The sequence below is a fragment of the Amphibacillus sp. MSJ-3 genome (assembly GCF_018919165.1).
Lineage (GTDB): Bacteria > Bacillota > Bacilli > Bacillales > Amphibacillaceae > Amphibacillus.
The window spans coordinates 1-22,412 of the sequence record NZ_JAHLQM010000037.1; the positions used below are offsets into that span (position 1 = coordinate 1).

At 36.7% G+C, this 22,412-nt stretch carries 20 protein-coding genes and 1 tRNA gene; 19 read left to right on the plus strand and 2 right to left on the minus strand.

Features of this window, described 5'->3' with window-relative positions; translation table 11 throughout:
* Positions 1–278 precede the first annotated feature (278 nt).
* Complete coding sequence (locus tag KQI76_RS10105) at positions 279–2,162, minus strand: FAD-dependent oxidoreductase (protein ID WP_216400193.1); 1,884 nt, start codon at positions 2,160–2,162, stop codon at positions 279–281.
* Between the two features lie 671 nt (positions 2,163–2,833).
* Between KQI76_RS10105 and KQI76_RS10110 the strand changes: the two genes are divergently transcribed.
* The 5 genes from KQI76_RS10110 to KQI76_RS10130 are packed head-to-tail and all read left to right on the plus strand — an operon-like array spanning position 2,834 to position 7,308.
* Positions 2,834–3,874 carry an FAD:protein FMN transferase gene (locus KQI76_RS10110; RefSeq protein ID WP_216400194.1) on the plus strand — a complete coding sequence of 347 codons (1,041 nt, stop codon included), beginning with the start codon at positions 2,834–2,836 and terminating at the stop codon, positions 3,872–3,874.
* A gap of 15 nt (positions 3,875–3,889) precedes the next feature.
* Positions 3,890–4,831 (plus strand): 1,4-dihydroxy-2-naphthoate polyprenyltransferase, encoded by a 942-nt coding sequence (gene menA / locus KQI76_RS10115; protein WP_216400195.1) that lies wholly within the window; start codon positions 3,890–3,892, stop codon positions 4,829–4,831.
* Positions 4,832–4,850: 19 nt separating this feature from the next.
* Positions 4,851–5,666 carry an energy-coupling factor transporter ATPase gene (locus tag KQI76_RS10120; protein ID WP_216400196.1) on the plus strand — a complete coding sequence of 272 codons (816 nt, stop codon included), beginning with the start codon at positions 4,851–4,853 and terminating at the stop codon, positions 5,664–5,666.
* Positions 5,657–6,514, plus strand: a complete 858-nt coding sequence (locus KQI76_RS10125; RefSeq protein ID WP_216400197.1) for an energy-coupling factor transporter ATPase — start codon at positions 5,657–5,659, stop codon at positions 6,512–6,514. The genes KQI76_RS10120 and KQI76_RS10125 overlap by 10 nt, the downstream gene beginning before the upstream one ends.
* On the plus strand, positions 6,511–7,308 hold the full coding sequence (locus KQI76_RS10130; protein ID WP_216400198.1) for an energy-coupling factor transporter transmembrane component T family protein: 798 nt from the start codon (positions 6,511–6,513) through the stop codon (positions 7,306–7,308). Before KQI76_RS10125 ends, KQI76_RS10130 begins: the two co-directional genes overlap by 4 nt.
* 335 nt (positions 7,309–7,643) lie before the next feature.
* Here the strand turns inward: KQI76_RS10130 and KQI76_RS10135 are convergent.
* Positions 7,644–7,717 (minus strand) — tRNA-Met (locus KQI76_RS10135).
* A 250-nt stretch (positions 7,718–7,967) separates the two neighbouring features.
* On the opposite strand from KQI76_RS10135, the gene spoIIE reads away from it, so the two are divergent.
* The 14 genes from spoIIE (at position 7,968) to KQI76_RS10205 (ending at position 22,180) form a co-directional block, all read left to right on the plus strand.
* Positions 7,968–10,391, plus strand: coding sequence for a stage II sporulation protein E (gene spoIIE / locus KQI76_RS10140; protein ID WP_216400211.1), 2,424 nt, complete (start codon positions 7,968–7,970; stop codon positions 10,389–10,391).
* Between the two features lie 111 nt (positions 10,392–10,502).
* Positions 10,503–11,240, plus strand: coding sequence for a vWA domain-containing protein (locus KQI76_RS10145; protein ID WP_216400199.1), 738 nt, complete (start codon positions 10,503–10,505; stop codon positions 11,238–11,240).
* Complete coding sequence (locus KQI76_RS10150; protein WP_216400200.1) at positions 11,206–12,135, plus strand: protein kinase domain-containing protein; 930 nt, start codon at positions 11,206–11,208, stop codon at positions 12,133–12,135. Before KQI76_RS10145 ends, KQI76_RS10150 begins: the two co-directional genes overlap by 35 nt.
* 65 nt (positions 12,136–12,200) lie before the next feature.
* Positions 12,201–13,604 (plus strand): tRNA lysidine(34) synthetase TilS, encoded by a 1,404-nt coding sequence (gene tilS / locus KQI76_RS10155; RefSeq protein WP_216400201.1) that lies wholly within the window; start codon positions 12,201–12,203, stop codon positions 13,602–13,604.
* 10 nt (positions 13,605–13,614) lie between these two features.
* Positions 13,615–14,157, plus strand: coding sequence for a hypoxanthine phosphoribosyltransferase (gene hpt, locus KQI76_RS10160; RefSeq protein WP_216400202.1), 543 nt, complete (start codon positions 13,615–13,617; stop codon positions 14,155–14,157).
* A 152-nt stretch (positions 14,158–14,309) separates the two neighbouring features.
* Positions 14,310–16,244, plus strand: coding sequence for an ATP-dependent zinc metalloprotease FtsH (gene ftsH / locus KQI76_RS10165; RefSeq protein WP_216400203.1), 1,935 nt, complete (start codon positions 14,310–14,312; stop codon positions 16,242–16,244).
* A gap of 278 nt (positions 16,245–16,522) precedes the next feature.
* Positions 16,523–17,290 carry a type III pantothenate kinase gene (locus KQI76_RS10170; RefSeq protein WP_216400204.1) on the plus strand — a complete coding sequence of 256 codons (768 nt, stop codon included), beginning with the start codon at positions 16,523–16,525 and terminating at the stop codon, positions 17,288–17,290.
* Between the two features lie 15 nt (positions 17,291–17,305).
* Positions 17,306–18,187: an Hsp33 family molecular chaperone HslO gene (gene hslO / locus KQI76_RS10175; protein ID WP_216400205.1), complete on the plus strand. Its 882-nt coding sequence runs from the start codon at positions 17,306–17,308 to the stop codon at positions 18,185–18,187.
* A gap of 5 nt (positions 18,188–18,192) precedes the next feature.
* Complete coding sequence (locus tag KQI76_RS10180) at positions 18,193–19,089, plus strand: peptidylprolyl isomerase (RefSeq protein ID WP_216400206.1); 897 nt, start codon at positions 18,193–18,195, stop codon at positions 19,087–19,089.
* A gap of 64 nt (positions 19,090–19,153) precedes the next feature.
* Entirely contained in the window at positions 19,154–20,080 is a 927-nt protein-coding gene (gene cysK / locus KQI76_RS10185) for a cysteine synthase A (RefSeq protein ID WP_216400207.1), read from the plus strand.
* Positions 20,081–20,321: 241 nt separating this feature from the next.
* Positions 20,322–21,098: a dihydropteroate synthase gene (gene folP, locus KQI76_RS10190; RefSeq protein ID WP_216400212.1), complete on the plus strand. Its 777-nt coding sequence runs from the start codon at positions 20,322–20,324 to the stop codon at positions 21,096–21,098.
* Positions 21,091–21,459 (plus strand): dihydroneopterin aldolase, encoded by a 369-nt coding sequence (folB, locus tag KQI76_RS10195; RefSeq protein WP_216400208.1) that lies wholly within the window; start codon positions 21,091–21,093, stop codon positions 21,457–21,459. Before folP ends, folB begins: the two co-directional genes overlap by 8 nt.
* Positions 21,456–21,968: a 2-amino-4-hydroxy-6-hydroxymethyldihydropteridine diphosphokinase gene (gene folK, locus KQI76_RS10200; protein WP_216400209.1), complete on the plus strand. Its 513-nt coding sequence runs from the start codon at positions 21,456–21,458 to the stop codon at positions 21,966–21,968. Before folB ends, folK begins: the two co-directional genes overlap by 4 nt.
* Positions 21,938–22,180 carry a helix-turn-helix domain-containing protein gene (locus KQI76_RS10205; RefSeq protein ID WP_216400210.1) on the plus strand — a complete coding sequence of 81 codons (243 nt, stop codon included), beginning with the start codon at positions 21,938–21,940 and terminating at the stop codon, positions 22,178–22,180. Before folK ends, KQI76_RS10205 begins: the two co-directional genes overlap by 31 nt.
* The last annotated feature ends 232 nt before the right edge of the window (positions 22,181–22,412 follow it).

Below are 22,412 nucleotides of genomic sequence, written 5' to 3' on the forward strand. Positions count from 1 at the left end.
CATCCAGTTTTTTACATTAAAAGACTGGTCCTAGCTTAGTGATGTCTTTTTTAAGCTAATTGTACCTTGATAATTAAATAAGCTTTTATTTTGTTATTGACATATCACCGCAGGTCTTTCAATGTCATTGAAGTGCTTGGTTTCATTCCGAAAGTAAACCTCTTGATGTGAAAAAAGAACGCAAGTGATCCATAAAAATGCGTTCAATTAAAGTTGACTATAGATAAGATAGCGAAAGACCCTTTTTTAAAAAAGAGTCTGTCGCTGATCATTAATGCTTATTTATCCTGGTAGATGGACTGCTCTTTTCCGTACCAAAAACGACTTAATTTCTTTTGAATAAAAGGAATAACCCAATAATCAAGCCCCAGGCTACGGCCTGAACCGTTCATTAGAGCAATGGAAGCTGGAAACGCCCATGCTTTATCCCAACCAAGCATAGCGGTTAAGGTAAACATAACTAGGAAACCAGCACTAGCTAGGTTAGCTAACCATGTAAATAAACCGAAAATAAGAGCTAAACCAATAGCAAGTTCAATAAAGACCATCATTCTTTGCATAAATACTGCAACTTCTGCTGTCGGCATCATAAATTCCATTATCCAGGCAAACCAACCAGGCATTTTACTAAGGATTGGATCTGCCCATTCTACTGCGGCGTCAGATGCTGCACTTGTTGCGTCAGTTGCACCACTTGTCGCATCTTGTAACCAAGGAAGGTCCATGTTAACTGTTGAAGAGATCAACCATGAATCTTCACCAAGACCTTTGAACAATAGTGGTAGCTTTTTAATGCTAGAGGTAGCTTCGTCCCAGGTTTCTTGTCCCCATAGCTTTGCGCCACCTTCAATGAGCCAGAAGAAACCTAAATAGACACGAAGTAGTACACTCCATAGGACGTTTCCGTAACGTGTAAACATATCACGGAAAATATTGCGCTTATCTTTTGTTTGGAAAAATTCATGTTGAATATATTTAACCATATAATAGCCGCTATAAATACCAAAGAAGTAATAAAGATTAACCATATGCTTAACAAAGTTTGAAAACCATCCGCTTAAGTGAATCCCCATTAAGTTAGCTACACCGTAACGAGCCCCGATTGATACCATAATACCGTGATATTTCCCTTGGTAGGCTACTTTTTCTCCACCGTTAATATCTGCGATAATATTCTTAGCCGCAGTTACACCTGTTTGTTCAGCAGCTTCGACAATTTGGGGTGTTGGTTTCCCAGGTTCTTCTTCGAAATAAGTGAGGTCTCCAACAACATAGACATTTTCATATTGATCAGATTCCATGTATTCATTTACTTTAAGACGTCCTGAACGTGCTTGTTCCATACCGAAGTCTTCTGTATCTGAATTCGCTTGAACACCTGCTGTCCACGCTAAAGTGTAAGTTGGAATGGTATCTCCATTCTTTAAGACAACTTCATTTTCACGCACTTCTACAATTGGTGATTCCTTTAGGATCTTTACACCCTTTTTAATTAGATAAGCCTCAGCTTTATCTGCATCACGACGTTCTAACATATTTAAAATAGTTGGAGCAGATTCAACGACATATAATGTGATTTCGTCAACGTCAATTTTATTGTTTTTGGCTAAACGTTCTTTCCATTCAACCAGTTCACCCACAAGTTCAATTCCTGTAAAGCCAGAACCACAAACAGTAAAGGTGAGCATCGCACGTCGTTTCGCTTCATCGTGTATAGTTGCAGCTTTGGCAACCGTTTTTTCAATATGTTCTCTTAGTTTAACAGCATCCTCCCATGACCATAATGTGAAGGCATGTTCTTCTACACCAGGTGTACCAAAGTCGTTTGGCTCACCACCCATACCTAAAATTAGGTAGTCATAGCTATACTGTCCATGCTCTGTTTTAATTGTTTTTGTCTCATGATCGACATGTGTCACATTATCTGTGACTAGTTTCACTTTTGTTCGGTTAAAAAGTCGCCGAAGGTCAAATTGAATTGCATCTGGTTCGACACGATGCGCTGCAACTTCATGTAATTCTGTCATCATTGTATGGTAAGAATGGCGGTCTATTAAGGTAATAGATACAGAATCATCTTTTTTAAATTTCCTTGCTAATTTTTTAGCGGCATGTACGCCAGCATAACCAGCACCGATGATGACGATATTTTTATTTGCCATTTTTTCACTCCTCTATTAAAATTATCTTGTCAAAAAATGATTAATGTGAATATATGAACAACGATAACTATTGTAGCCTTAATTAGTTGGCTTGTCTAGGACTTTTTATAGATATTATATAAAAAAATGCGTAAAGTTTAAACGCTATATAATAATTATTAAACGAAAAGGTAGTTTTAATATTCACATCCTAATAAAAACGGGGTAAAATAAGAGTTATAAAAAACTGATTCGTATAAGGTGAGTCTTTAACTTAGATTGCTTGACTGTAAGAGGTCAACTTCTATCATACACGAGAACTGATCGGATAGTAAGATGGGAGATCAACAGTTAATAAAGGCTTAATTTGTTCATCTAATAAATGTTTTCGATGGGGTGAGTAACCGCAAATGTCCTCGGTGGGACGAGTAAACGTAGTCCCAGTCAGCGGGGATAGGGGCAGGCAAACTAAACATACTGCGTCCTGTGCTAAGGTCTGCATGACCTAGGGCATGTAGGCCCCAAATGATTGAAGTTCCGCCTTATTGGTCAAGCGAACTTGTGAACAATTTACGATTCTAATTTATCAAATAGACGTGTTTTTTTAAAAGTGGTATACTCATTTCTTAGGGTTTACAAATGTGATAAACTTCACATGTATTTACTACTGTTAGTTAGGAGAGATTGAATTTATGATTAATAAAAAGCGCCTTGCTTTTATTTGGATTGGTTTAATGACTTTAGTTGGTTGTTCATCGGATCAAGCTGAATTATTAGAATCCCCTTATCGAGATACAGAATTTTTGCTTGGTACGGTTGTTAATTTAAGTATATATGATTCTGATAAAGAGTATGTCCTTGAACAAGCTTTTGACCGGATTGAGGAGTTAGAAAATATAATTAGTGATGAAATAAGTTCAACAGAGGTCTCGGAGATCAATAGAAAAGCTGGTACTGAGCCTGTTCAAGTGTCAGATGAACTCTATTATTTAATAGAGAAAAGTATTGAATATGGGGATCTATCTAATGGCAGCTTTGATATTACAGTTGGTCCATTAACAAACTTATGGAGAATTGGATTTAGTGATGCTAGAAAACCTGACCAGCAAGAAATAGATCAGGTTTTACCGTTGATTGATCATGAAAAAATCCAATTAAATCCTGAGAAACAATCTGTTTTTTTGCTTGAGGAGGATATGCAATTAGATTTTGGGGCAATCGCTAAAGGATATATTACTGATGATATTTGTAAATTGTTAGCCGATGAGGGTGTCACATCAGCGATTATTGATTTAGGTGGCAATATCTTTGTGATGGGTCATCGTCCAACGGGTGATCTATGGACAGTCGGCATTCAAAATCCCTTTTTAGCTCGCGGTGAGATCGTTGGTCGAATTAAAGTCAGTGATCAATCAATTGTGACCTCTGGTATTTATGAAAGATATCTTGAAGTTGATGGGACTCAATATCATCACTTACTCGATCCGAATACAGGTTATCCTTTTGACAATGAAATTGCCGGTGTGACCATTGTTAGTGATGCATCTATTGATGGGGATGCTTTATCTACAGTTGTCTTTTCCAAGGGCTTAGATCAGGGCTTGGATTTTATTGAGTCTTTTGATGGTGCTGAGGCAATTTTTGTAACAAAAGATCAAAAAATTATTTTAAGTTCAGGCTTAGTAGATGAATTTGAATTGACGAATGATCACTTTGAAATCATTGAAAAATAGAGCAGGAGGGGGAACATGTCTGTTAAGACTTTTTTGAAACTAGTGGAAATTCAAACGAAAATCGCAAGTTTATTTCCTTTTTTAATTGGCTTACTATTCGTTATTTATCGTTATGAGCGCTTTAATCTTACAAATACAATTATTTTCTTCGTCGCGATGTTACTATTTGATTTAACAACAACAGCCATTAACAATTATATGGATTATCAAAAGGCAAGTTCGGATGCCTATCGAAACAAGCACAATATTATTGGACAAGCTAAGATTCCGATAAGTTTAGTTAGGGTAATTATCTTTTCCATGTTAATAATCTCTACGGGTTTAGGGCTTTGGCTCGTGTATCGCACGGATTTATTTGTTTTATTGATTGGCATGCTTTGCTTTGGAATTGGTATCTTCTATACGTTTGGACCGATCCCATTATCACGCATGCCTTTGGGGGAAGTCTTCTCAGGTTTAACAATGGGATTTGGAATTGTATTTTTAACTGTTTATGTTAATGCATATGATCAGGGAATTGTTAGTCTATTTCTTGATGGAACAACCGTTCAGTTTGAGGCGGATCTCGTGAAATTAATTGAAATATTACTGATTTCTTTACCAAGTGTCTTGACGATTTCTAATTTGATGTTGGCAAATAATATTTGTGATTTGGACGATGATATTAAGAATTTCCGCTTTACGCTTCCTTATTATATCGGTAAAAGAAATGCGATCCGATTATTTAATCTTATTTATATCCTTGTATTTATTATTTTACTCATTGTTGTTTTGCTAGATTTACTACCAATAACTTTATTGGCAGCTCTATTCATTGCCTACCCTGTTTATAAAAATGTTAGTAAATTCAATAAAAAACAGCTTAAAGCAGAGACTTTTAGTGTATCTGTTAAAAATCTTGTCCTTGTCAATGGTTCAATTTTTGTTTTGTTCTTAATTTCTATATTATGGATTTAATAGGAGGGATGTGGCTAAGATGGAACAATATCCGATTTTAAGTGTAGATAATATCTTCTATCGTTATGATCTTAGGGATGAAAAATATGTTTTATCTGACACATCCTTTGATGTTATGCGTGGTCAGTGGTTAGCTATTGTAGGTGGTAATGGTTCGGGAAAATCAACGTTAGCAAGATTAATCGTTGGATTAGCCAGTCCAGAGTCGGGTTCAATTCAATTTAATCAGGAAGAAGTGAATGAACAAAACAAACAGAGGTTACGGGAAAAAATCGGTATTGTTTTTCAAAATCCAGATAATCAATTTATTGGGACAACTGTTCAAGATGATGTCGCCTTTGGATTGGAAAATTTAAATATCCAGTACCCAGAAATGAAACAACGTGTATTTACTGCACTTAAACAAGTTGGTATGTATGAATTGAGAGATAAAGATCCCTCTCAGCTATCTGGAGGGCAAAAGCAGCGAGTAGCTATTGCTAGTGTTTTAGCCTTGAAGCCAGAACTAGTAATCTTTGATGAAGCTTTTATTATGCTTGATCCAAAAAGCCGAAGAGAATTACTGAAATTATTGAAATCACTTCAAAAACAGAATCATTTAACGATTATTTCAATTACACATGATTACAACGAAACGGTTTTAGCTGACCAAGTTATGGTTCTTAATGATGGTCGGGTTGTCGATCAGGGAAGTGTTCGGGCGGTTTATAACCGCAATAAAGACTTGGAGCCTCCATTTGCTGAGCAATTTCGTCGCGAACTTATGCGAAAAGGGTTTTCTATTCCTGATCATTATATGTCAAATGATGAGTTGGTGGCATGGTTATGCAAATAAAATTTGAAGAAGTAAAAGCAGACTATCAATTAGGTCCGATTCGAACAAGAAACGTAATTGATGATGTCTCGGTTCACATTGAGTCCGGAACGTTTACTGCGGTTATTGGGCAAACTGGTGCAGGTAAATCAAGCCTATTAAAGTTGATCAACGGGCTATTAAGCCCATCGACAGGGTTGATTCAAGTGGGAGATATTCAACTAACAAGGGCACCGGAAAAAGAACAGTTAAATAAAGTAAGGAAACGAGTTGGCATGGTCTTTCAATTTCCTGAGAATCAGCTTTTTGCTGAAACGGTTGAGGCTGATATAGCCTTTGGACCAAGGAATTTTGGCTTTGACCAGGAACAAATAAACAGGAGCGTTAAGGAAAGTCTTGATCAAGTTGGATTAAGCTCAGATATATTAAATCGTTCGCCATTTTCATTATCGGGTGGCCAGCAACGCCGTGTAGCCCTTGCTGGTGTACTAGCAACAAAGCCAGATGTACTAGTCTTAGATGAACCAGGAGCAGGATTGGACCCGGAAGGGAAGAAACAAATTTTATCCTTGATTAAACAACTAAATATGAAAGAGCATATGACGGTCCTTATCGTGACACATGATATGAATGATGTTGCAGAATACACCGATCATGTCTTAATCATGGAGCAAGGGAAGGTAATTTGTCACCAAGCGACTAGATCCTTCTTTAATCAATATCAGCAATTGACTGACTTTGGACTTGATTTACCAGACGTTATTTATTTACAACAGCAAATAGAACAGAAGAAGGGGATAAAGCTACCCAAAGTGAGTTTAACAAAGGAAGAACTCATCGATCTTCTGATTGAGGAACAACATTTATGAATAAGTTAATTTTAGGACGGTATTTCCCGGGTAATTCTTATTTACATCATCTAGATCCACGTGCGAAATTAGTGGCAGCTATTTACTTTATTGGTTTACTCTTTTTAGCGGAAAATGTATTGAGTTATCTTTGGCTCTTTGCCTTCACAATGATGTTAATGTGGATGTCAGGTGTCTCTTTTTCAACCTACCTTAAAGGTGTGAAACCATTAATCTGGCTGATTTTAATGGCTGTTTTTTTGCGAATTCTTTTTACTGGTGGAGGGACGATTTATTATAGTAAAGGCCCCTTGATGATTTCGAGTTTTGGACTATTATTAGGCTTTTATACATTCAGCCGATTTGTCATGATTATTTTTGTTTCAACTGTTTTGACGTTAACAACTAAACCCATTGATTTAACAGATGCTATTGATGCCTTGTTGAAACCTTTACGATTATTAGGGATTTCAACAGCTGATTTTTCTTTGATGCTCTCGATTTCATTACGATTTATTCCTAATCTACTAGATGAAACACAGAAAGTCCTTGATGCTCAGCGAGCGCGGGGTGTTGTGTTTGGTGAAGGTCATTTAATCGAGCAAATGAAGAAAATTGTTCCACTAATTATTCCGCTATTTGCTAGTTCATTAAAAAGGGCAGAAGAAATGGCTGATGTGATGGAAGTAAGGGGATATCAATCAGGTCAAAAGCGATCAAGCTTCCGCCAATTAAAATGGAAAGCATGTGATACATTAAGTATGGTCATCATGTGTGCTTTAACAATAGGAGTAATCATACTGAATCATTTTTAGTCTATCGGATAATGGCTTTTATTGTGGATTAACTGATTGTGTAAGCACCTGCTTCATTCGTACAGGCGAACAATATGTGTGGATTCGACAGTCAGGTTAAGTCCAATTCGTTTATTTAATACTCCGTGGGGATCTGCGTCTCCATGGAGTATTAGCTTACGGATCTAGGTCAATTGTGACTGGTAATGTTAATGATGAAATTCTCTTGTTCGTTAAATACTTAATGATCGTATGAATTAAGTGAATAGATAGGGGCAAAATATAATTCCAGAAAAAATATAAAAATCGAGTTGTTCGACTAAAAATTAGTTGAACAACTCGATTTTCTTTTTTAGTAGCGGCGGAGGGGATCGAACCCACGACCTCACGGGTATGAACCGTACGCTCTCGCCAGCTGAGCTACGCCGCCATCATTATTATAAAATCTTTCAAAGACACAAGTGATATCATACAATAACATATTAAACATGTCAATAGTTTTTGAGGTTTTGTCTTCTGCATTTCTAAATTTCAAATAAATATAAGCATCTATCGAGCCATTTTTTGATAGAAAGAAGTCGAAAGATTCTTTCGTTTTGCACTGATATTTTGACAAATTATGTAGTAGATCTGTGATTTAATAGAGCACATACTAGTAAAGAGGTGAACAAACTGTGGCAATGGGTTCGAGTATTTATGCAGAAAAATTGAAAACAAGTCGAAGCGTAAAATGGTTGAAAAAAAGTTATCAGTTTGTGAGTGAAAAGGATATATCATTATACGTGGTTGCTTTTCTATTAGGACGAGCTGTTATCCTAGATGAGTTGATTCCATTTTCACTTGCTTATTTAGTAAGTGTTTGGATAGTAAAAAGAGAACGTTGCCGTTTAGTGATTTTTTGGAGCTTGATAGGAGCACTTACGATTAGCTTTTCTAATTTAATTCTTTTATTAATTAGTTTTATCTTTTTTGGTTTTTTTGTCTCATTAGGCTTATTGGTTGAATCGAAAAAATACCTACCTTATATTATCTTCCTCGTTAATCTACTTAGTCGAATTACATTTGCTATTTTAACAGGAGATTTGACGGCTTATACAGGATTTATTGCTTTCATGGAGTCACTTTTAAGTGCGGTTCTCTTCCTTATTTTTATTCAGAGCACACCATTACTAACACCAAAGCGGTATAAGGCAAATTTAAAAAATGAAGAGATGATTTCATTTGTGATTTTAATTACCTCTGTATTAGCAGGATTTTCAGGTGTGGTTATCCATGGTGTGAATCTCGATTACGTTGTTTCTCGATACATAATCTTATTATTTGCCCTGACAGGAGGGCCGACAATAGGAGCAACAGTCGGTGTAGTGATTGGGTTGATTTTAAGCCTAGTTAATGAGCCGACACTTATTCAAATGAGTTTATTAGCTTTTAGTGGTCTATTAGGTGGATTGATGAAGGAAGGTAAAAAGTTAGCGGTTAGTGGGGGCTTGCTCGTTGGGACATTCCTACTTGGCTTTTATGGTGCGGAGATGGAGACGCTGCTTTCATCTATGCTTACATCACTGATATCGATTATTTTATTTTTACTCACACCAAAATACTTTTTTCAAATTATTGCACGTTATATTCCTGGAACGAATGAACAATTTGAGGAGCAACAGCAATATTTACAGAAACTCCGAGATGTGACCGCGAATCGAATGGAACAATTTTCTGATGTGTTTATGGCCTTATCAAAAACGTTTACTGGTAAGCTGGTTGAAGAGCCTGAGATTGAAAATGATCAAAAGGATACCGATGATTTTTTAAGTCATGTAACGGAAAGAACCTGTCAAACTTGTTTTAAAAAAGCTTGGTGTTGGTCAGAGCATTTTGATGATACCTATCAACATATGAAACAAATGAAGTGCGAATTAAGTGAGAATGGAGCTGTTTCACAGATGACAGAGGCTAAATTCGGTAGACATTGTGTTAAAGCACATAAAGTTGAAGCGGTGATGAAGGAAGAATTATCTTATTATAAAGCAAATCAACAATTAAGGTGGCAAGTGGGGGAGAGTCGTAGGTTCGTCGCAGATCAACTATTGGGAGTGTCAGAAGTGATGAATGATTTTGCTAAAGAGATTGTTAATGAACGTGACCATCATGATCAACAAGAACAGCAAATTATAACTGCATTACATTCGATCGGTATTGAAGTTGATCAACTTGATATATATTCCTTAAGAAAAGGTGAGATTGATATTGAAATGACACTATCTGTTTATCAATATCATGGCGAGGGTGAGAAAATTATCGCGCCTATTTTATCGGATATCTTACAAGAAACAGTTGTCGTTAAGGAAGAAGAGATTTCGCCGATGCCAAATGGTTATTGCTTTTTAATCTTTCATTCGGCGAAGAAATATCAATTAGATGTTGGGATTTCACATGCAGCGCAAAATGGTGGTTTTATTTCAGGTGATAGTTATTCAACGATGGAACTGGCCGCTGGGAAATTTGCCTTGGCGATTAGTGATGGAATGGGGAATGGTAGGCGGGCAAATGAAGAGAGCATGCAAACCTTAAGGTTACTACAACAAATCCTTCAATCAGGTATTGATGAACAGGTCGCTATTAAATCAATAAATTCAATTCTTTCACTTCGAATGACTGATGAAGTATTTTCAACATTAGATTTAGCCATGGTTGATTTACAAACAGCTTATGTTCAGTTTCTAAAAATTGGTTCTACCCCTAGTTTTATTAAACGGGGGAAACAAGTGATTCAAGTTGAATCCAGTAATCTACCGATTGGGATCGTAAAGGAATTTGATGTTGAGGTCGTTGATGAACAACTTCAAGATGGTGATTTGCTAATTATGACAAGTGATGGGATTTTTGAAGCACCCAAAATGGTTGAAAATCAGTCCGTTTGGTTAAAACGGATCATTAAACAATTGAATACAGATGACCCACAAGATATTGCTGATCTATTACTTGAAGAAGTCATTCGTCAAACTTCTGGACGAATAGAAGATGATATGACAATTTTAGTTGGTAAGATTAAAAGATACCAATCCAAATGGGCGACTGTTCCAAGTTATCAATCTCATGTTAATTAATCATCCAACTTTAATCCGGATAGCAAGTTTACTTTATCTCGTTTTCCTGTATATAAAGCTGTCATTCTGTCGAGAATGGTGGTAGTTCATATTAACTGGAGGTTGGGAGAAGTGAAGACAGGGAGATTAAAACAAATTTTGTTAATTACGGATGGATGCTCTAATCAAGGAGAGGATCCCAGACTAGTCGCAAATATTATCCGGGAACAAGGAATTACGGTTAACGTGATTGGTGTACTTGATCAGAATGAAACGGAATCTGACAGTTTAGTAGAAGTCGAGGAGATTGCATCGGCTGGTGGTGGTGTTTGTCAAATTGTTTACCCGCAAATCTTGAGTCAAACGGTTCAAGCAGTAACAAAACAGGCAATGACGCAGACACTACAAGGTGTTGTTAACCAAGAATTAAGGCAAATTCTTGGTGAGGAACAAACAATTGAAGAGTTACCACCTGATAAGAGGGGAGAAGTGATGGAAGTCGTTGAGGATATGACTGAAACATGTGATATGGAATTACTTGTTTTGGTTGATACGAGTGCTAGTATGCAAAAGAAGCTAATGACCGTTAAGGAGGCTTTAATTGACCTCTCGATCAGTATGAATTCAAGAATAGGTGATAATAAATTCGCTATTTATTCATTTCCAGGAAAGAAAAAGGCGATTGATAAAGTGTTGGATTGGTCAGCTAAGCTTAATAAGCTGGAGACCGTTTTTCCTAAATTAACAAGTGGAGGCATAACTCCGACTGGACCCGCACTCAAAGAGGCATTACATTTATTCGGTCAATCTGGTTTATTAAGGAGTTTGAGGAAAAATGCTGAGTCAGAAGAAGCAGATTTCAGTTTTTAATTTACCAATTGGCACTCAATTGGTTGGGAAATGGAATAATCATCGTTACCTTGTTCAAGGTATGTTAGGAAAAGGAGCAATAGGAGCTGTATATTTAGTTAAAAGAACTGATGGTCATCTGGTTGCCTTAAAAATAAGCGATCAGATGGCTGCCATTTCATCTGAAATAAATGTCTTGAAAAAATTAGCTAAGGTCCAAGGGGGGAGCCCTGGACCTTCTTTGTTCGAAGTTGATGATTGGACGAATGCACAAGGAGAAAGCTATCCATTTTATACGATGGAATATATACAAGGAGAACGATTAGATCATTTTCTTAAGCGCAATGGTATTGATTGGCTTGGTGTGCTATTTTCGCAATTATTAACTGAACTTGAACAGCTTCATCATGCAGGTTTTGTTTTGGGTGATTTAAAACTAGAAAATGTAATTGTCGCTAAAAACCCAACACGGCTAAGATTTATTGATGTTGGTGGCGTGACAATGTTTGGACGGTCGGTAAAGGAATATACGGAGTTTTATGATCGTGGTTATTGGAAATGTGGTGATCGCAAAGCTGAGCCCAAATATGATCTCTTTTCATTAGCGATGATCGCTTTAAACTATGTTTATCCCAAGCAATTTAAAAAAACAAACCAACCTAAACAATATTTACTGATGAAGTTGAAGCAATCAAACCTGTTAAAACCCTATCATGTCATTTTACAAGGTGCTCTTTTGGGACAGTATCAAAAGTGTAGTGAAATGAAACGGGATTTTCAAAAAACTAGTTTAAGCCGCATCAACAAAAACAGAGTTTCAATGATGAGTCAGTCAGATCCTTCAGAACCGAGCTGGCTAGAAATTATTATTTTTTCTTCAATCAGCTTGATTTTATTTGTCTTTGCAACTTTATAATGCCATGTTTTTCTGTTACGATAGTTATCAGAATAAGTGATTAAATATAAAAGAGGGTTTAGGCAATGCTAGTAGCAGAAGTTGATCAATATATAGGAAAACATCAGTTAATTCAAAAAGGGACAAAGATGCTGGTTGGTGTCTCAGGAGGCCCTGATTCTATGGCCTTGTTACAATACTTGTTAGACAAAAGATATACTTATCAGTTGGATCTAGTTGCAGTGATTATTGAGCATGGCTTGCGTGGTGAAGAATCGGAACAGGATGTTACTTATGTTCAGCTTTTTTGTGAAAGAAATAAACTTAAGTTTGAAGTCCAGCATGTTAATGTTGAGAAGTACAAGAAAGAACATAAAATGGGCACACAAGAAGCCGCTAGAATTCTCCGCTATCAAGCTTTTGATCAACTTATGATCAAACATCAGGCGGACTATTTAGCCTTAGCCCACCACGCTGATGATCAGGTAGAAACTGTTTATATGCGGTTAACAAGAGGGACTCAGCTTGATGCCTTACAAGGGATCAAGAATGTACGTCCATTTTCAAGGGGTAAGATTATCCGCCCCTTTTTATCGATTACTAAAGATACCATTGAGGCGTATTGTCACGAACACGGGATAGTCCCGAGACGGGATTTATCGAATGATGTGGATGTTTATACAAGAAATTATTTCAGGTTAAATGTTTTACCTCTTTTGAAAAAGAAAAACCCCAATCTATCTGAGACAATTATGCACATGACCGAAAACATAGTAGATGATGTTCAATATTTATCAGATCAAACAAAAAAAGTAAGTCGTGAGGTATTAATTTTTTCAGATAATCCTAAAATGGTAACATGTCAAATTAATAAGTTGAAAAAACACCCTCTTGCTTTACAAAAAAGATTGTTTCATCTAATATTAGATTATCTATATGATCATTTGCCAGATCGCTTGAATTACAGGCATGAACAACAGTTTCTCAACCTCGTTAATAGTAGTCGTGCGAATGCATCATTTGATTTACCAATACAATTAAAAATGATCAAATCTTACCAAACACTAACCTTTCGTTTTGAACAGGAGAGAGAGACAAAATATCTCCTGCCATTAGCTATTCCTGGTCGGGTCTTTCTTCCAAATGAAGATGTGCTAGTAGCAGAAATTGTTGAACAAATAGCAAGTTCAGTAACAGATAAATGGACATACTATTTACCTGTTGATATTGATCAATTACCTTCTTTAGTTATCCGTACGCGTCAACCGGGGGACCGCATTTATCTAGCGCACGTTAATGGAAGGAAAAAAGTAAAAGCTGTATTTATTGATAAAAAGATTCCTTTGGATCAACGTGATGAGTGGCCTTTGTTAGTTAAGGATAACGATGAAGTGCTTTGGGTTGTTGGCTTAGTTAAAGGTGATTTAGCGAAAGCAGTGAAAGAAGATCATTATATTAAATTAACATATCAATCAAGACATAAGTTTTAGGAGGGTTCGCATGCACAGTGACATTGAGAAGATTCTAGTTTCACAAGAAGAAATTCAAGAAAAATGCAAAGAGTTAGGAAGTCAGCTTGCCGAAGAATATAAAGACAAATTCCCGTTAGCTATCGGAGTACTTAAAGGTGCTTTACCTTTTATGTCAGATATTCTTCGCCATATGGATACTTATTTAGAGATGGACTTTATGGATGTATCGAGCTATGGTAGTGAAATGCGTTCTTCTGGAGAAGTTAAAATCGAGAAGGATTTAAATACCAAAGTTGAGGGAAGAGATTTACTTATTATTGAGGATATTATTGATTCTGGTCTTACATTGAATTATTTAGTTGAGCTCTTTAAATATCGAAAAGCGCGTTCAATAAAGATTGTAACGCTACTTGATAAACCAGCTGGAAGAACAGTTGATATTAAAGCGGATATCGTTGGTTTTAAAGTACCTAATGAATTTGTTGTTGGTTATGGTTTAGATTATCAGGAGAAGTATCGAAACCTCCCATACATAGGTGTATTGAAACCGCATATTTATGGTGGTGAATAAAAAAACACAACGATCATGAATATAAATCTGAAACTTTTTCAAAATAAAACAAAAGCATTTTATTATAAAAATAACAGGGCAATTTATTTGTAAAGCTTGTTTTTTCTGTGATAAGATGTACTATAGTTTTCTCGTTTGGGAGGAGGAAAGTGATGAATCGAATAACCCGTAATTTGATTTTCTATTTTGTAATATTCCTTGTCATTATTTCTGCTATGGAACTTATAACAGGACAAGCTAATAGAACAGAGGAATTTAAATTAAATGAGTTTATGGAAGTATTAGACAATGAAGAAGTAGAGAGTATGGAGATGAGACCAGCTAATGGTGTCATGCGAATAACAGGTATTTTAGATAATAAGGATAAAACGGAATTTATTACAAATATTCCAGACAACCCAGATATTGTAGCTAACATAACCCTTAAGGCTGCAAATCAAGGGCTTAGCATTCAGGAAGAAGAGCAGCCAAGTCCATGGTTAAGTTTCTTAATGACTATAGCTCCGTTTATCATTATTGTGATTATATTTATCTTCTTAATGAATCAATCCCAGGGTGGCGGAAATAAAGTCATGAATTTTGGGAAAAGTAAAGCGAAGATGTACAATGAAGATAAGAAGAAGGTTAGCTTTAATGAGGTCGCTGGTGCTGATGAAGAGAAACAGGAACTTATTGAAGTGGTTGATTTCTTAAAAGATCCTCGTAAGTTTACTGCGATAGGTGCGAAAATTCCAAAAGGGATGCTGTTAGTTGGCCCCCCTGGAACGGGTAAAACATTACTTGCGCGTGCAGTTGCTGGAGAAGCGGGTGTGCCGTTCTTCTCAATCAGTGGTTCAGACTTTGTTGAAATGTTTGTTGGTGTCGGGGCATCACGTGTTCGTGACTTATTTGAAAATGCTAAAAAGAATGCACCTTGTATCGTTTTTATTGATGAGATAGATGCGGTTGGGCGTCAGCGTGGCGCGGGTGTTGGTGGTGGCCACGATGAACGTGAACAAACATTAAACCAATTGCTTGTTGAAATGGATGGTTTTGGTGATAATGAAGGGGTTATTATTATGGCCGCGACAAACCGTGCTGATATTTTAGACCCTGCCTTACTTCGACCAGGACGTTTTGATCGACAAATCATGGTTGATCGTCCAGATTTAAAGGGAAGGGAAGCTATTCTAAAAGTTCATGCCCGTAATAAACCTTTATCTGAAGATATTAGTTTAGAAACAATTGCAATGCGGACACCAGGCTTCTCTGGTGCAGATTTGGAGAACTTATTAAATGAAGCGGCACTTGTTGCGGCTCGAAGTGATAAAAAACAAATTGAACCAGAAGATATAGATGAGGCAACAGATCGTGTCATTGCTGGTCCTGCTAAGAAGAGCCGTGTGATTTCTGAAAAAGAAAGAAATATCGTTGCTTATCACGAGAGTGGACATACGATTATTGGTTTAGTACTCGACGAAGCAGACTTCGTTCATAAGGTAACAATTGTTCCTAGGGGGCAAGCGGGTGGTTATGCTGTAATGTTACCAAGGGAAGATCGCTATTTCATGACGAAACCAGAGTTGCTTGCTAAGGTTACCGGGTTATTAGGTGGTCGTGTAGCTGAGGAAATTATCTTCAATGAAGTAAGTACTGGGGCACATAATGACTTTCAACGTGCAACAAATATTGTCCGTAAGATGGTAACAGAATACGGAATGAGTGATAAAATCGGACCATTACAATTTAATGGGAGTAATGACCAGGTTTTTTTAGGTCGAGATATGCAGAGTGAAGCTGGCTACAGTGATGCGATTGCATATGAAATTGATCAAGAAATGCAAAATATGATCAATGAGTGTTATGATAGAGCGAAGGAAATTCTGACCGAACATAAAGATAAGTTAGAATTGATTGCTCAGACTTTATTAAAAGTAGAGACATTAGATGCAAAACAAATTAAATCTTTGTTTGATACAGGAAGATTACCTGGCGACGTTATATCTGAACAAGACGGTGAGTTTGAAACAAATTCAAATAACCAAGAAAATTCAGAAGATGTAAAGGTGACTATTCAAGCTAAAGATGAAGCTGAAAAAGAAGATTGAGTAATATTAAACCAGGCTGTGAACTCTTTTAAAAAGGGTTTGGCCTGGTTTTTCATATTAACCAAGATTTTATTTAAATTTTTGTGGCTTACTATAGAAAAACTGATTGAAGTTCCACTTTATCGTTATCCATTGAATAAAGATTGATATTATCGTTAAAAGTATTAGAATGCATGTGTAAAAAAAGACTGATAAATTAAAGTTTGCGATTACCAAAAAAAACAGTAAAATAGAAGAAGATATCGATGAAATTTAATTAGAAATCGTGTGGTGATAATATGTTACTAGTTTTAGATGCTGGGAACACAAATACAGTGTTAGGTTTGTTTGAAAATGATAAATTAAAGTTTCGCTGGCGAATTAAAACAGATCGGGAGAAAACAGAAGATGACTATGGAATTTTAGTCAGTTCACTTTTTAAACATTATGGTTTAAAGCTCGATGTCGTAAGTGATGTCATTATTTCTTCAGTTGTACCCCCAATTATGTATCCATTAGAATTAATGTCAAAGAAGTATTTTAATGTAAGTCCGATCATTGTTGGTGATTATCCAATTGAAAAGTATTTGAACATGAAGTATCCAAGTCCTAAGGAGCTTGGTGCTGATCGAATTGTTAATGCGGTAGGGGCCATTAAAGAATACGGTAGCCCATTGATTATTATTGATTTTGGAACAGCAACAACATATTGTTATATTGATGAAACTGCTGCTTATGTTGGGGGAGCGATTATTCCTGGGATCGGGATTTCTGTAGATGCCTTATATAATCGCGCAGCTAAGCTACCGCGTGTTGAAATTGAGAAAACAGAGAAGATTATTGGCACTTCAACAATTGAGGCCATTCAGTCAGGGGTTTTCTATGGTTATGTTGGACAAGTAGATGCAGTTGTTCGCCGTATGAAGCAAGAAAGTAAACAAAATCCTAAAGTGATTGCGACAGGTGGATTGGCTGAATTAATCGGTAAAGAATCTTATGAAGTTGATGTGATTGATTCAGCACTTACGTTAAAAGGTTTAGCCGAAATATATAAAATTGTTAAATAAAAAGGAGTTTTTATTTTGAATGATTATTTAGTAAAAGCAACCGCGTGTGAAGGTACAGTTCGTGCCTATGCGATTCGATCAACTGAATTAGTAGAAGAAGCAAGGCGTCGCCAAGATACGTGGGCAACAGCAACTGCTGCGCTCGGGAGAATGCTGACCATTTCTACGATGATGGGGGCAATGTTAAAAGGTGATGATAAGATTACTGTAAAGATTGAAGGAGATGGGCCAACAGGGCCAATTGTGGCAGATGCAAATGCTAAAGGAGAGGCAAGAGCATATATTACACATCCGCATGTTGATTTTGATTTGAATCAGCAGGGTAAATTAGATGTAGCACGTGCTATTGGAACAAGTGGAAACTTAAGTGTGGTAAAAGACCTCGGGCTGAAAGAATACTTTACTGGACAGGTTCCGATTGTCTCGGGAGAAGTTAGTGAAGATTTCACTTATTATTTTGCTAGCTCTGAGCAAGTTCCCTCATCTGTTGGGGCCGGTGTCCTAGTTAATCCGGACCAATCAGTTTTAGCCGCTGGTGGGTTCATCATACAAGTGATGCCAGGTGCTACCGAAGACACAATTGACTATATTGAACAAAGCATTCAATCACTTCCTGCTATTTCTTCACTTATTCAAGCTGGGAAGGAACCTGAGGACATACTTAAAGCAGTCTTCGGAAAGGAACCATTTCGTTTGTTAGAAAAGCTTCCAATAAAATTTCATTGTACATGTTCATTGGAAAGAATAAAAAATGTTATTAGTAGTTTAGATTTAGAGGAAATTGATCAGATGATTGAAGTTGATGGCGGTGCTGAGGTAACTTGTCATTTTTGTAACGAGCAGTATCATCTTACAAAGGAAGATTTAATAGAGCTTAAACAAACTAGGGAGTCATAGTGCCTATGCGAAAATTGATGCTTATAATTATTCTCGTTTTAATGACCACAAATGTCCTAACTTATATTCTAATGAATAAAGATAAAGGAGAAACGGATAAACATTACCCGCCATCAGAAGAGATTGATGAAAAGGAACCTGTTGCGACAATTAATGAAGAGGAAATTTATTATGAGGATTGGATGCGCTATTTAGAAACACACTTTGGTGAAGAGGGATTAAAAGAAATGATTGATCGCCAAGTGATTACTGAATTAGCTGATCAGAACGGGTTTGTTGTTGACCCGGAGATAATCGATTTAGAGGTAGCCTTCTTGGCTACATTAGCTGGTCAATTGCCTGAAGATCAAGTAGAAGCAACAGAACAGGAATGGCGTGAAACGCTTGAGTATCGTTTGCTAACAGACATGTTATTTACTAAAGATGTAGATGTGAAGGAAGAAGATATTCAAACTTATTATGAGACATACCAATCGCAGTATCATTTTTCACATCGAGTGGAACTCTCGCATATTGTAGTTGATGATCAAGAAACTGCTGACCGTGTTTACCAAGAGTTGGAGGACGGGGCTGACTTTCAGGCTTTAGCTTATGAGTATTCGATTGATGATGATTCTCGACCTGCAGGGGGTTATCTCGGATTCTATACAAAGGATAGTAACTTCTTACCGGTCAATTATTTTGATCAAACAAATGATATGGAGCAGTATAGTTATAGTGAGCCATTTCAAGGTGACCAGGGTTATGTCATTCTTTATTTGCATAGAGAGTTACCCGAAATTGAATTAGATTATGAACAATTAAAAGAATATATTCGAGCCAAAATTGCGATTGAAGAATTAGGTGAGACACCAACAGTAGACATGTTTTGGGATGATCTTGATATTGATTGGATTTATTGACAAAATTAAATCAATCACATATAATTAAACAAATAAGATTACTCGGAATTAGGAGGGTGTTAAAATGAAAGTGGCAAAATCAATAGCAGAGTTAATTGGCAACACACCGATTGTAAAGTTAAATCATTTATCGGGAGCAGACGATGCAGAAATCTATGCGAAATTAGAGTACATGAACCCAGGGAGTTCAGTAAAAGATCGAATTGCTTTAGCGATGATTGAAGCGGCTGAAGAAAGCGGTCAGTTAAAAGAAGGGGATACCATTATTGAACCGACAAGTGGTAATACTGGAATCGGTATTGCAATGGTAGCTGCCGTGAAAGGTTATCGGGCGATCCTAGTTATGCCAGACACGATGAGCCTTGAACGGAGGAATTTACTTCGCGCATACGGTGCAGAGCTTATCCTAACACCAGGGTCTGGCGGAATGAATGCCGCGATTAAGAAAGCAACGGAACTAAAAGATGAACATGGCTATTTCATGCCTCAGCAATTTAAAAATCAGGCTAACCCAACCGTTCATGAACGAACAACAGGTAAAGAAATTGTCGAACAAATGGGCGATCAGTTAGATGCTTTTATCGCTGGTATCGGTACAGGTGGTACGATTACCGGAGCTGGTAAGGTATTAAAAGAAAAGTATAAAGATATTAAGATCTATGCTGTTGAACCGACTGATTCTGCCGTGTTGTCAGGAAAGGAGCCGGGGCCTCATAAAATTCAAGGTATTGGTGCTGGTTTTATTCCTGAGGTTTTAAATACCGAAATTTATGATGAGATTATTACAGTTACAAATGATCAAGCTTATGAGACAGCTAGAGAAGCTGCTCGACTTGAGGGCTTACTAGGTGGTGTTTCTTCCGGTGCTGCCCTTTATGCTGCTCAACAAGTTGCTAAGACTTTAGGGAAAGGGAAGAAGGTCTTAGCTATTATCCCAAGTAACGGGGAGCGCTATTTATCAACACCTTTATATCAGTTTAATGAAGAATAATTATTTGCAGCAGTTCTCGCAAACAAGTGGGAACTGCTTTTGTTTTTTAAAAAATAGCGTAAAATGATGTAGATTAGACTAAAAAATAGGTTATGATTGTAATGAAATGAAAGAATTTAGGAAATGGGACTGCTAATCAAAGATAAATGGTGTTAAAATAAAACTTAAGGGGACGATTGACTTGAATCAATATATTTTGACAAAACGGGGGAAATTAGATTTAAGACAAAAAACACTGATCATGGGGATCTTGAATGTAACTCCAGATTCCTTTTCGGATGGTGGTCAGTATAATGATTTAAATAAGGCAGTTGAACAGGCTAAGTGGATGGTGGATAATGGTGCTGATATCATTGATATCGGCGGTGAATCTACTCGCCCTGGCCATACACCTGTATCAGTGGACGAAGAAATTGAAAGGGTAGTCCCTATTATAGAAAAGGTAAGAGAGGTTGTCTCTGTTCCTATTTCTATCGATACATATAAAGCTAAAACGGCTCGATTTGCACTTGAAGCGGGTGCTGATATCATTAACGATATTTGGGGTGCGAAGTTTGATCCGGAAATTGCTCGTGTTGCTTCCGATTATCAAGTCCCGATTGTTTTAATGCATAATCGAAAAGAATCAGTTTACAAAAATTTCATTGAAGACATGCAAACAGATCTATTGGAGAGCATTAAAATTGCTAAGGATAATGGTGTAAAAGATGAGCAAATTATTTTAGATCCTGGGATTGGTTTTGCAAAAAGTATGGAGGAAAACATAGAAGCGATCCGGCATCTAGACGTATTAAAAAGAATGGGTTATCCTGTTTTATTGGGTGTTTCTCGAAAAAGGATTATTGATTATGTCCTTAAGCTACCGATTGATGAACGAGATGAAGGAACAGGTGCAACGACTGCTTTTGGTATTACCAAGGGTGTTGACATTGTGCGTGTTCATGATGTTGTGATGAATGCACGGATTGCGAAGATGACTGATGTACTAGTTGGAAAGGGTGTTACTAGGAATGGATAAAATTTATTTAAATGGTTTATCTTTTTATGGTTACCATGGAGCGATTAAAGAAGAGAATGTGTTAGGACAAAGATTTATCGTTGATTTGGAATTATTATTAGATTTAAGAAAAGCTGGTGAATCAGATGAACTTACACATTCAATACATTATGGTGAGGTTTATGAACTAACAAAGCTAATTGTTGAAAAGGAACGTTATACATTAATTGAAGCAGTTGCAGAAAGAATTGCCAGCAAACTTTTGACCACTTATCCACTGTTACAAGCATGTAAAGTTAAAGTGGTTAAACCCGATCCTCCGATAGCAGGTCACTATCAATCGGTAGCAGTTGAAATATATCGAGAGCGTGAAATATTATGAATCGAGCATATATCGCATTAGGTTCAAACATCTCCATACGGGAAAACTATTTAGAGCAAGCTTTAGAGGCATTAAGTCGATATGATTTAATTACGATTAAGAAGCGGTCTTCTATCTATGAGACGGACCCGGTAGGTTATGAACAACAAGAGAAATTTCTAAATCAGGTTGTTGAGATTGATACAAGTTATTCCGCATTAGAGTTATTAGAGGTCTGTCAGCTAATCGAAGCGGAATTAGGAAGAGAGCGAGAGATAAGATGGGGGCCGCGTACAATTGATCTTGACATTTTACTCTATAATCAAGAAAATATTATCGAGGATAAATTGATTATTCCACATCTACGTATGCATGAAAGGGCGTTTGTTTTGGTGCCACTAGTAGAACTTGATCCAAACATAGTTATACCAACGATTAATAGAACTGTACATGAACAATTGTCACTGATACCAAAACAAGAAAAGAGGGGCGTTGTAAAATGGATCAAGAGAGATGGGGCAGAAGAATAAAGGCTTTTCGAAAATTAAAAGGTTTTACCCAAATTGAATTCTCAGATGCAACTGGTATATCTTTATCGATTGTAGGGGAAGTTGAGCGTGGCAAAAGAAAGCCATCTGATGAGTTTTTAGAGCGAACCGTAGAAGTGTTGGGGGTATCGCTTGTGGAATTAGAACCACCGATAGAAAAGGTGAATGCCAAAGCAGATAACTCAAGTCATTGAAGGGCTGGCAATAAGAGTTTAAACGGTATTGTCATTTTGCCGGTATGAACCTATCTATCCATTTTAAATTTATTTTAAAACGAAGTATTTAGAATAGATTCAATCTGTTAATTGTATGTGTATAATGTTTCTCAATGATACTTAAATCAAAATACTAGACAAAAAAAGAGAAGACACTCTAATATAAATGTAAGTTTCGCGACTAACATTTGAAAAGAGGTCTTCTCATGGA

Bases quoted from the DNA above. Each gene is read 5' to 3' on its own strand.
- KQI76_RS10105 (WP_216400193.1), bottom strand. From the start codon at position 2,162: ATGGCAAATAAAAATATCGTCATCATCGGTGCTGGTTATGCTGGCGTA.
- KQI76_RS10110 (WP_216400194.1), top strand. From the start codon at position 2,834: ATGATTAATAAAAAGCGCCTTGCTTTTATTTGGATTGGTTTAATGACT.
- menA (WP_216400195.1), top strand. From the start codon at position 3,890: ATGTCTGTTAAGACTTTTTTGAAACTAGTGGAAATTCAAACGAAAATC.
- KQI76_RS10120 (WP_216400196.1), top strand. From the start codon at position 4,851: ATGGAACAATATCCGATTTTAAGTGTAGATAATATCTTCTATCGTTAT.
- KQI76_RS10125 (WP_216400197.1), top strand. From the start codon at position 5,657: ATGCAAATAAAATTTGAAGAAGTAAAAGCAGACTATCAATTAGGTCCG.
- KQI76_RS10130 (WP_216400198.1), top strand. From the start codon at position 6,511: ATGAATAAGTTAATTTTAGGACGGTATTTCCCGGGTAATTCTTATTTA.
- spoIIE (WP_216400211.1), top strand. From the start codon at position 7,968: ATGGGTTCGAGTATTTATGCAGAAAAATTGAAAACAAGTCGAAGCGTA.
- KQI76_RS10150 (WP_216400200.1), top strand. From the start codon at position 11,206: ATGCTGAGTCAGAAGAAGCAGATTTCAGTTTTTAATTTACCAATTGGC.
- tilS (WP_216400201.1), top strand. From the start codon at position 12,201: ATGCTAGTAGCAGAAGTTGATCAATATATAGGAAAACATCAGTTAATT.
- hpt (WP_216400202.1), top strand. From the start codon at position 13,615: ATGCACAGTGACATTGAGAAGATTCTAGTTTCACAAGAAGAAATTCAA.
- ftsH (WP_216400203.1), top strand. From the start codon at position 14,310: ATGAATCGAATAACCCGTAATTTGATTTTCTATTTTGTAATATTCCTT.
- KQI76_RS10170 (WP_216400204.1), top strand. From the start codon at position 16,523: ATGTTACTAGTTTTAGATGCTGGGAACACAAATACAGTGTTAGGTTTG.
- KQI76_RS10180 (WP_216400206.1), top strand. From the start codon at position 18,193: ATGCGAAAATTGATGCTTATAATTATTCTCGTTTTAATGACCACAAAT.
- cysK (WP_216400207.1), top strand. From the start codon at position 19,154: ATGAAAGTGGCAAAATCAATAGCAGAGTTAATTGGCAACACACCGATT.
- folP (WP_216400212.1), top strand. From the start codon at position 20,322: ATGGGGATCTTGAATGTAACTCCAGATTCCTTTTCGGATGGTGGTCAG.
- folB (WP_216400208.1), top strand. From the start codon at position 21,091: ATGGATAAAATTTATTTAAATGGTTTATCTTTTTATGGTTACCATGGA.
- folK (WP_216400209.1), top strand. From the start codon at position 21,456: ATGAATCGAGCATATATCGCATTAGGTTCAAACATCTCCATACGGGAA.
- KQI76_RS10205 (WP_216400210.1), top strand. From the start codon at position 21,938: ATGGATCAAGAGAGATGGGGCAGAAGAATAAAGGCTTTTCGAAAATTA.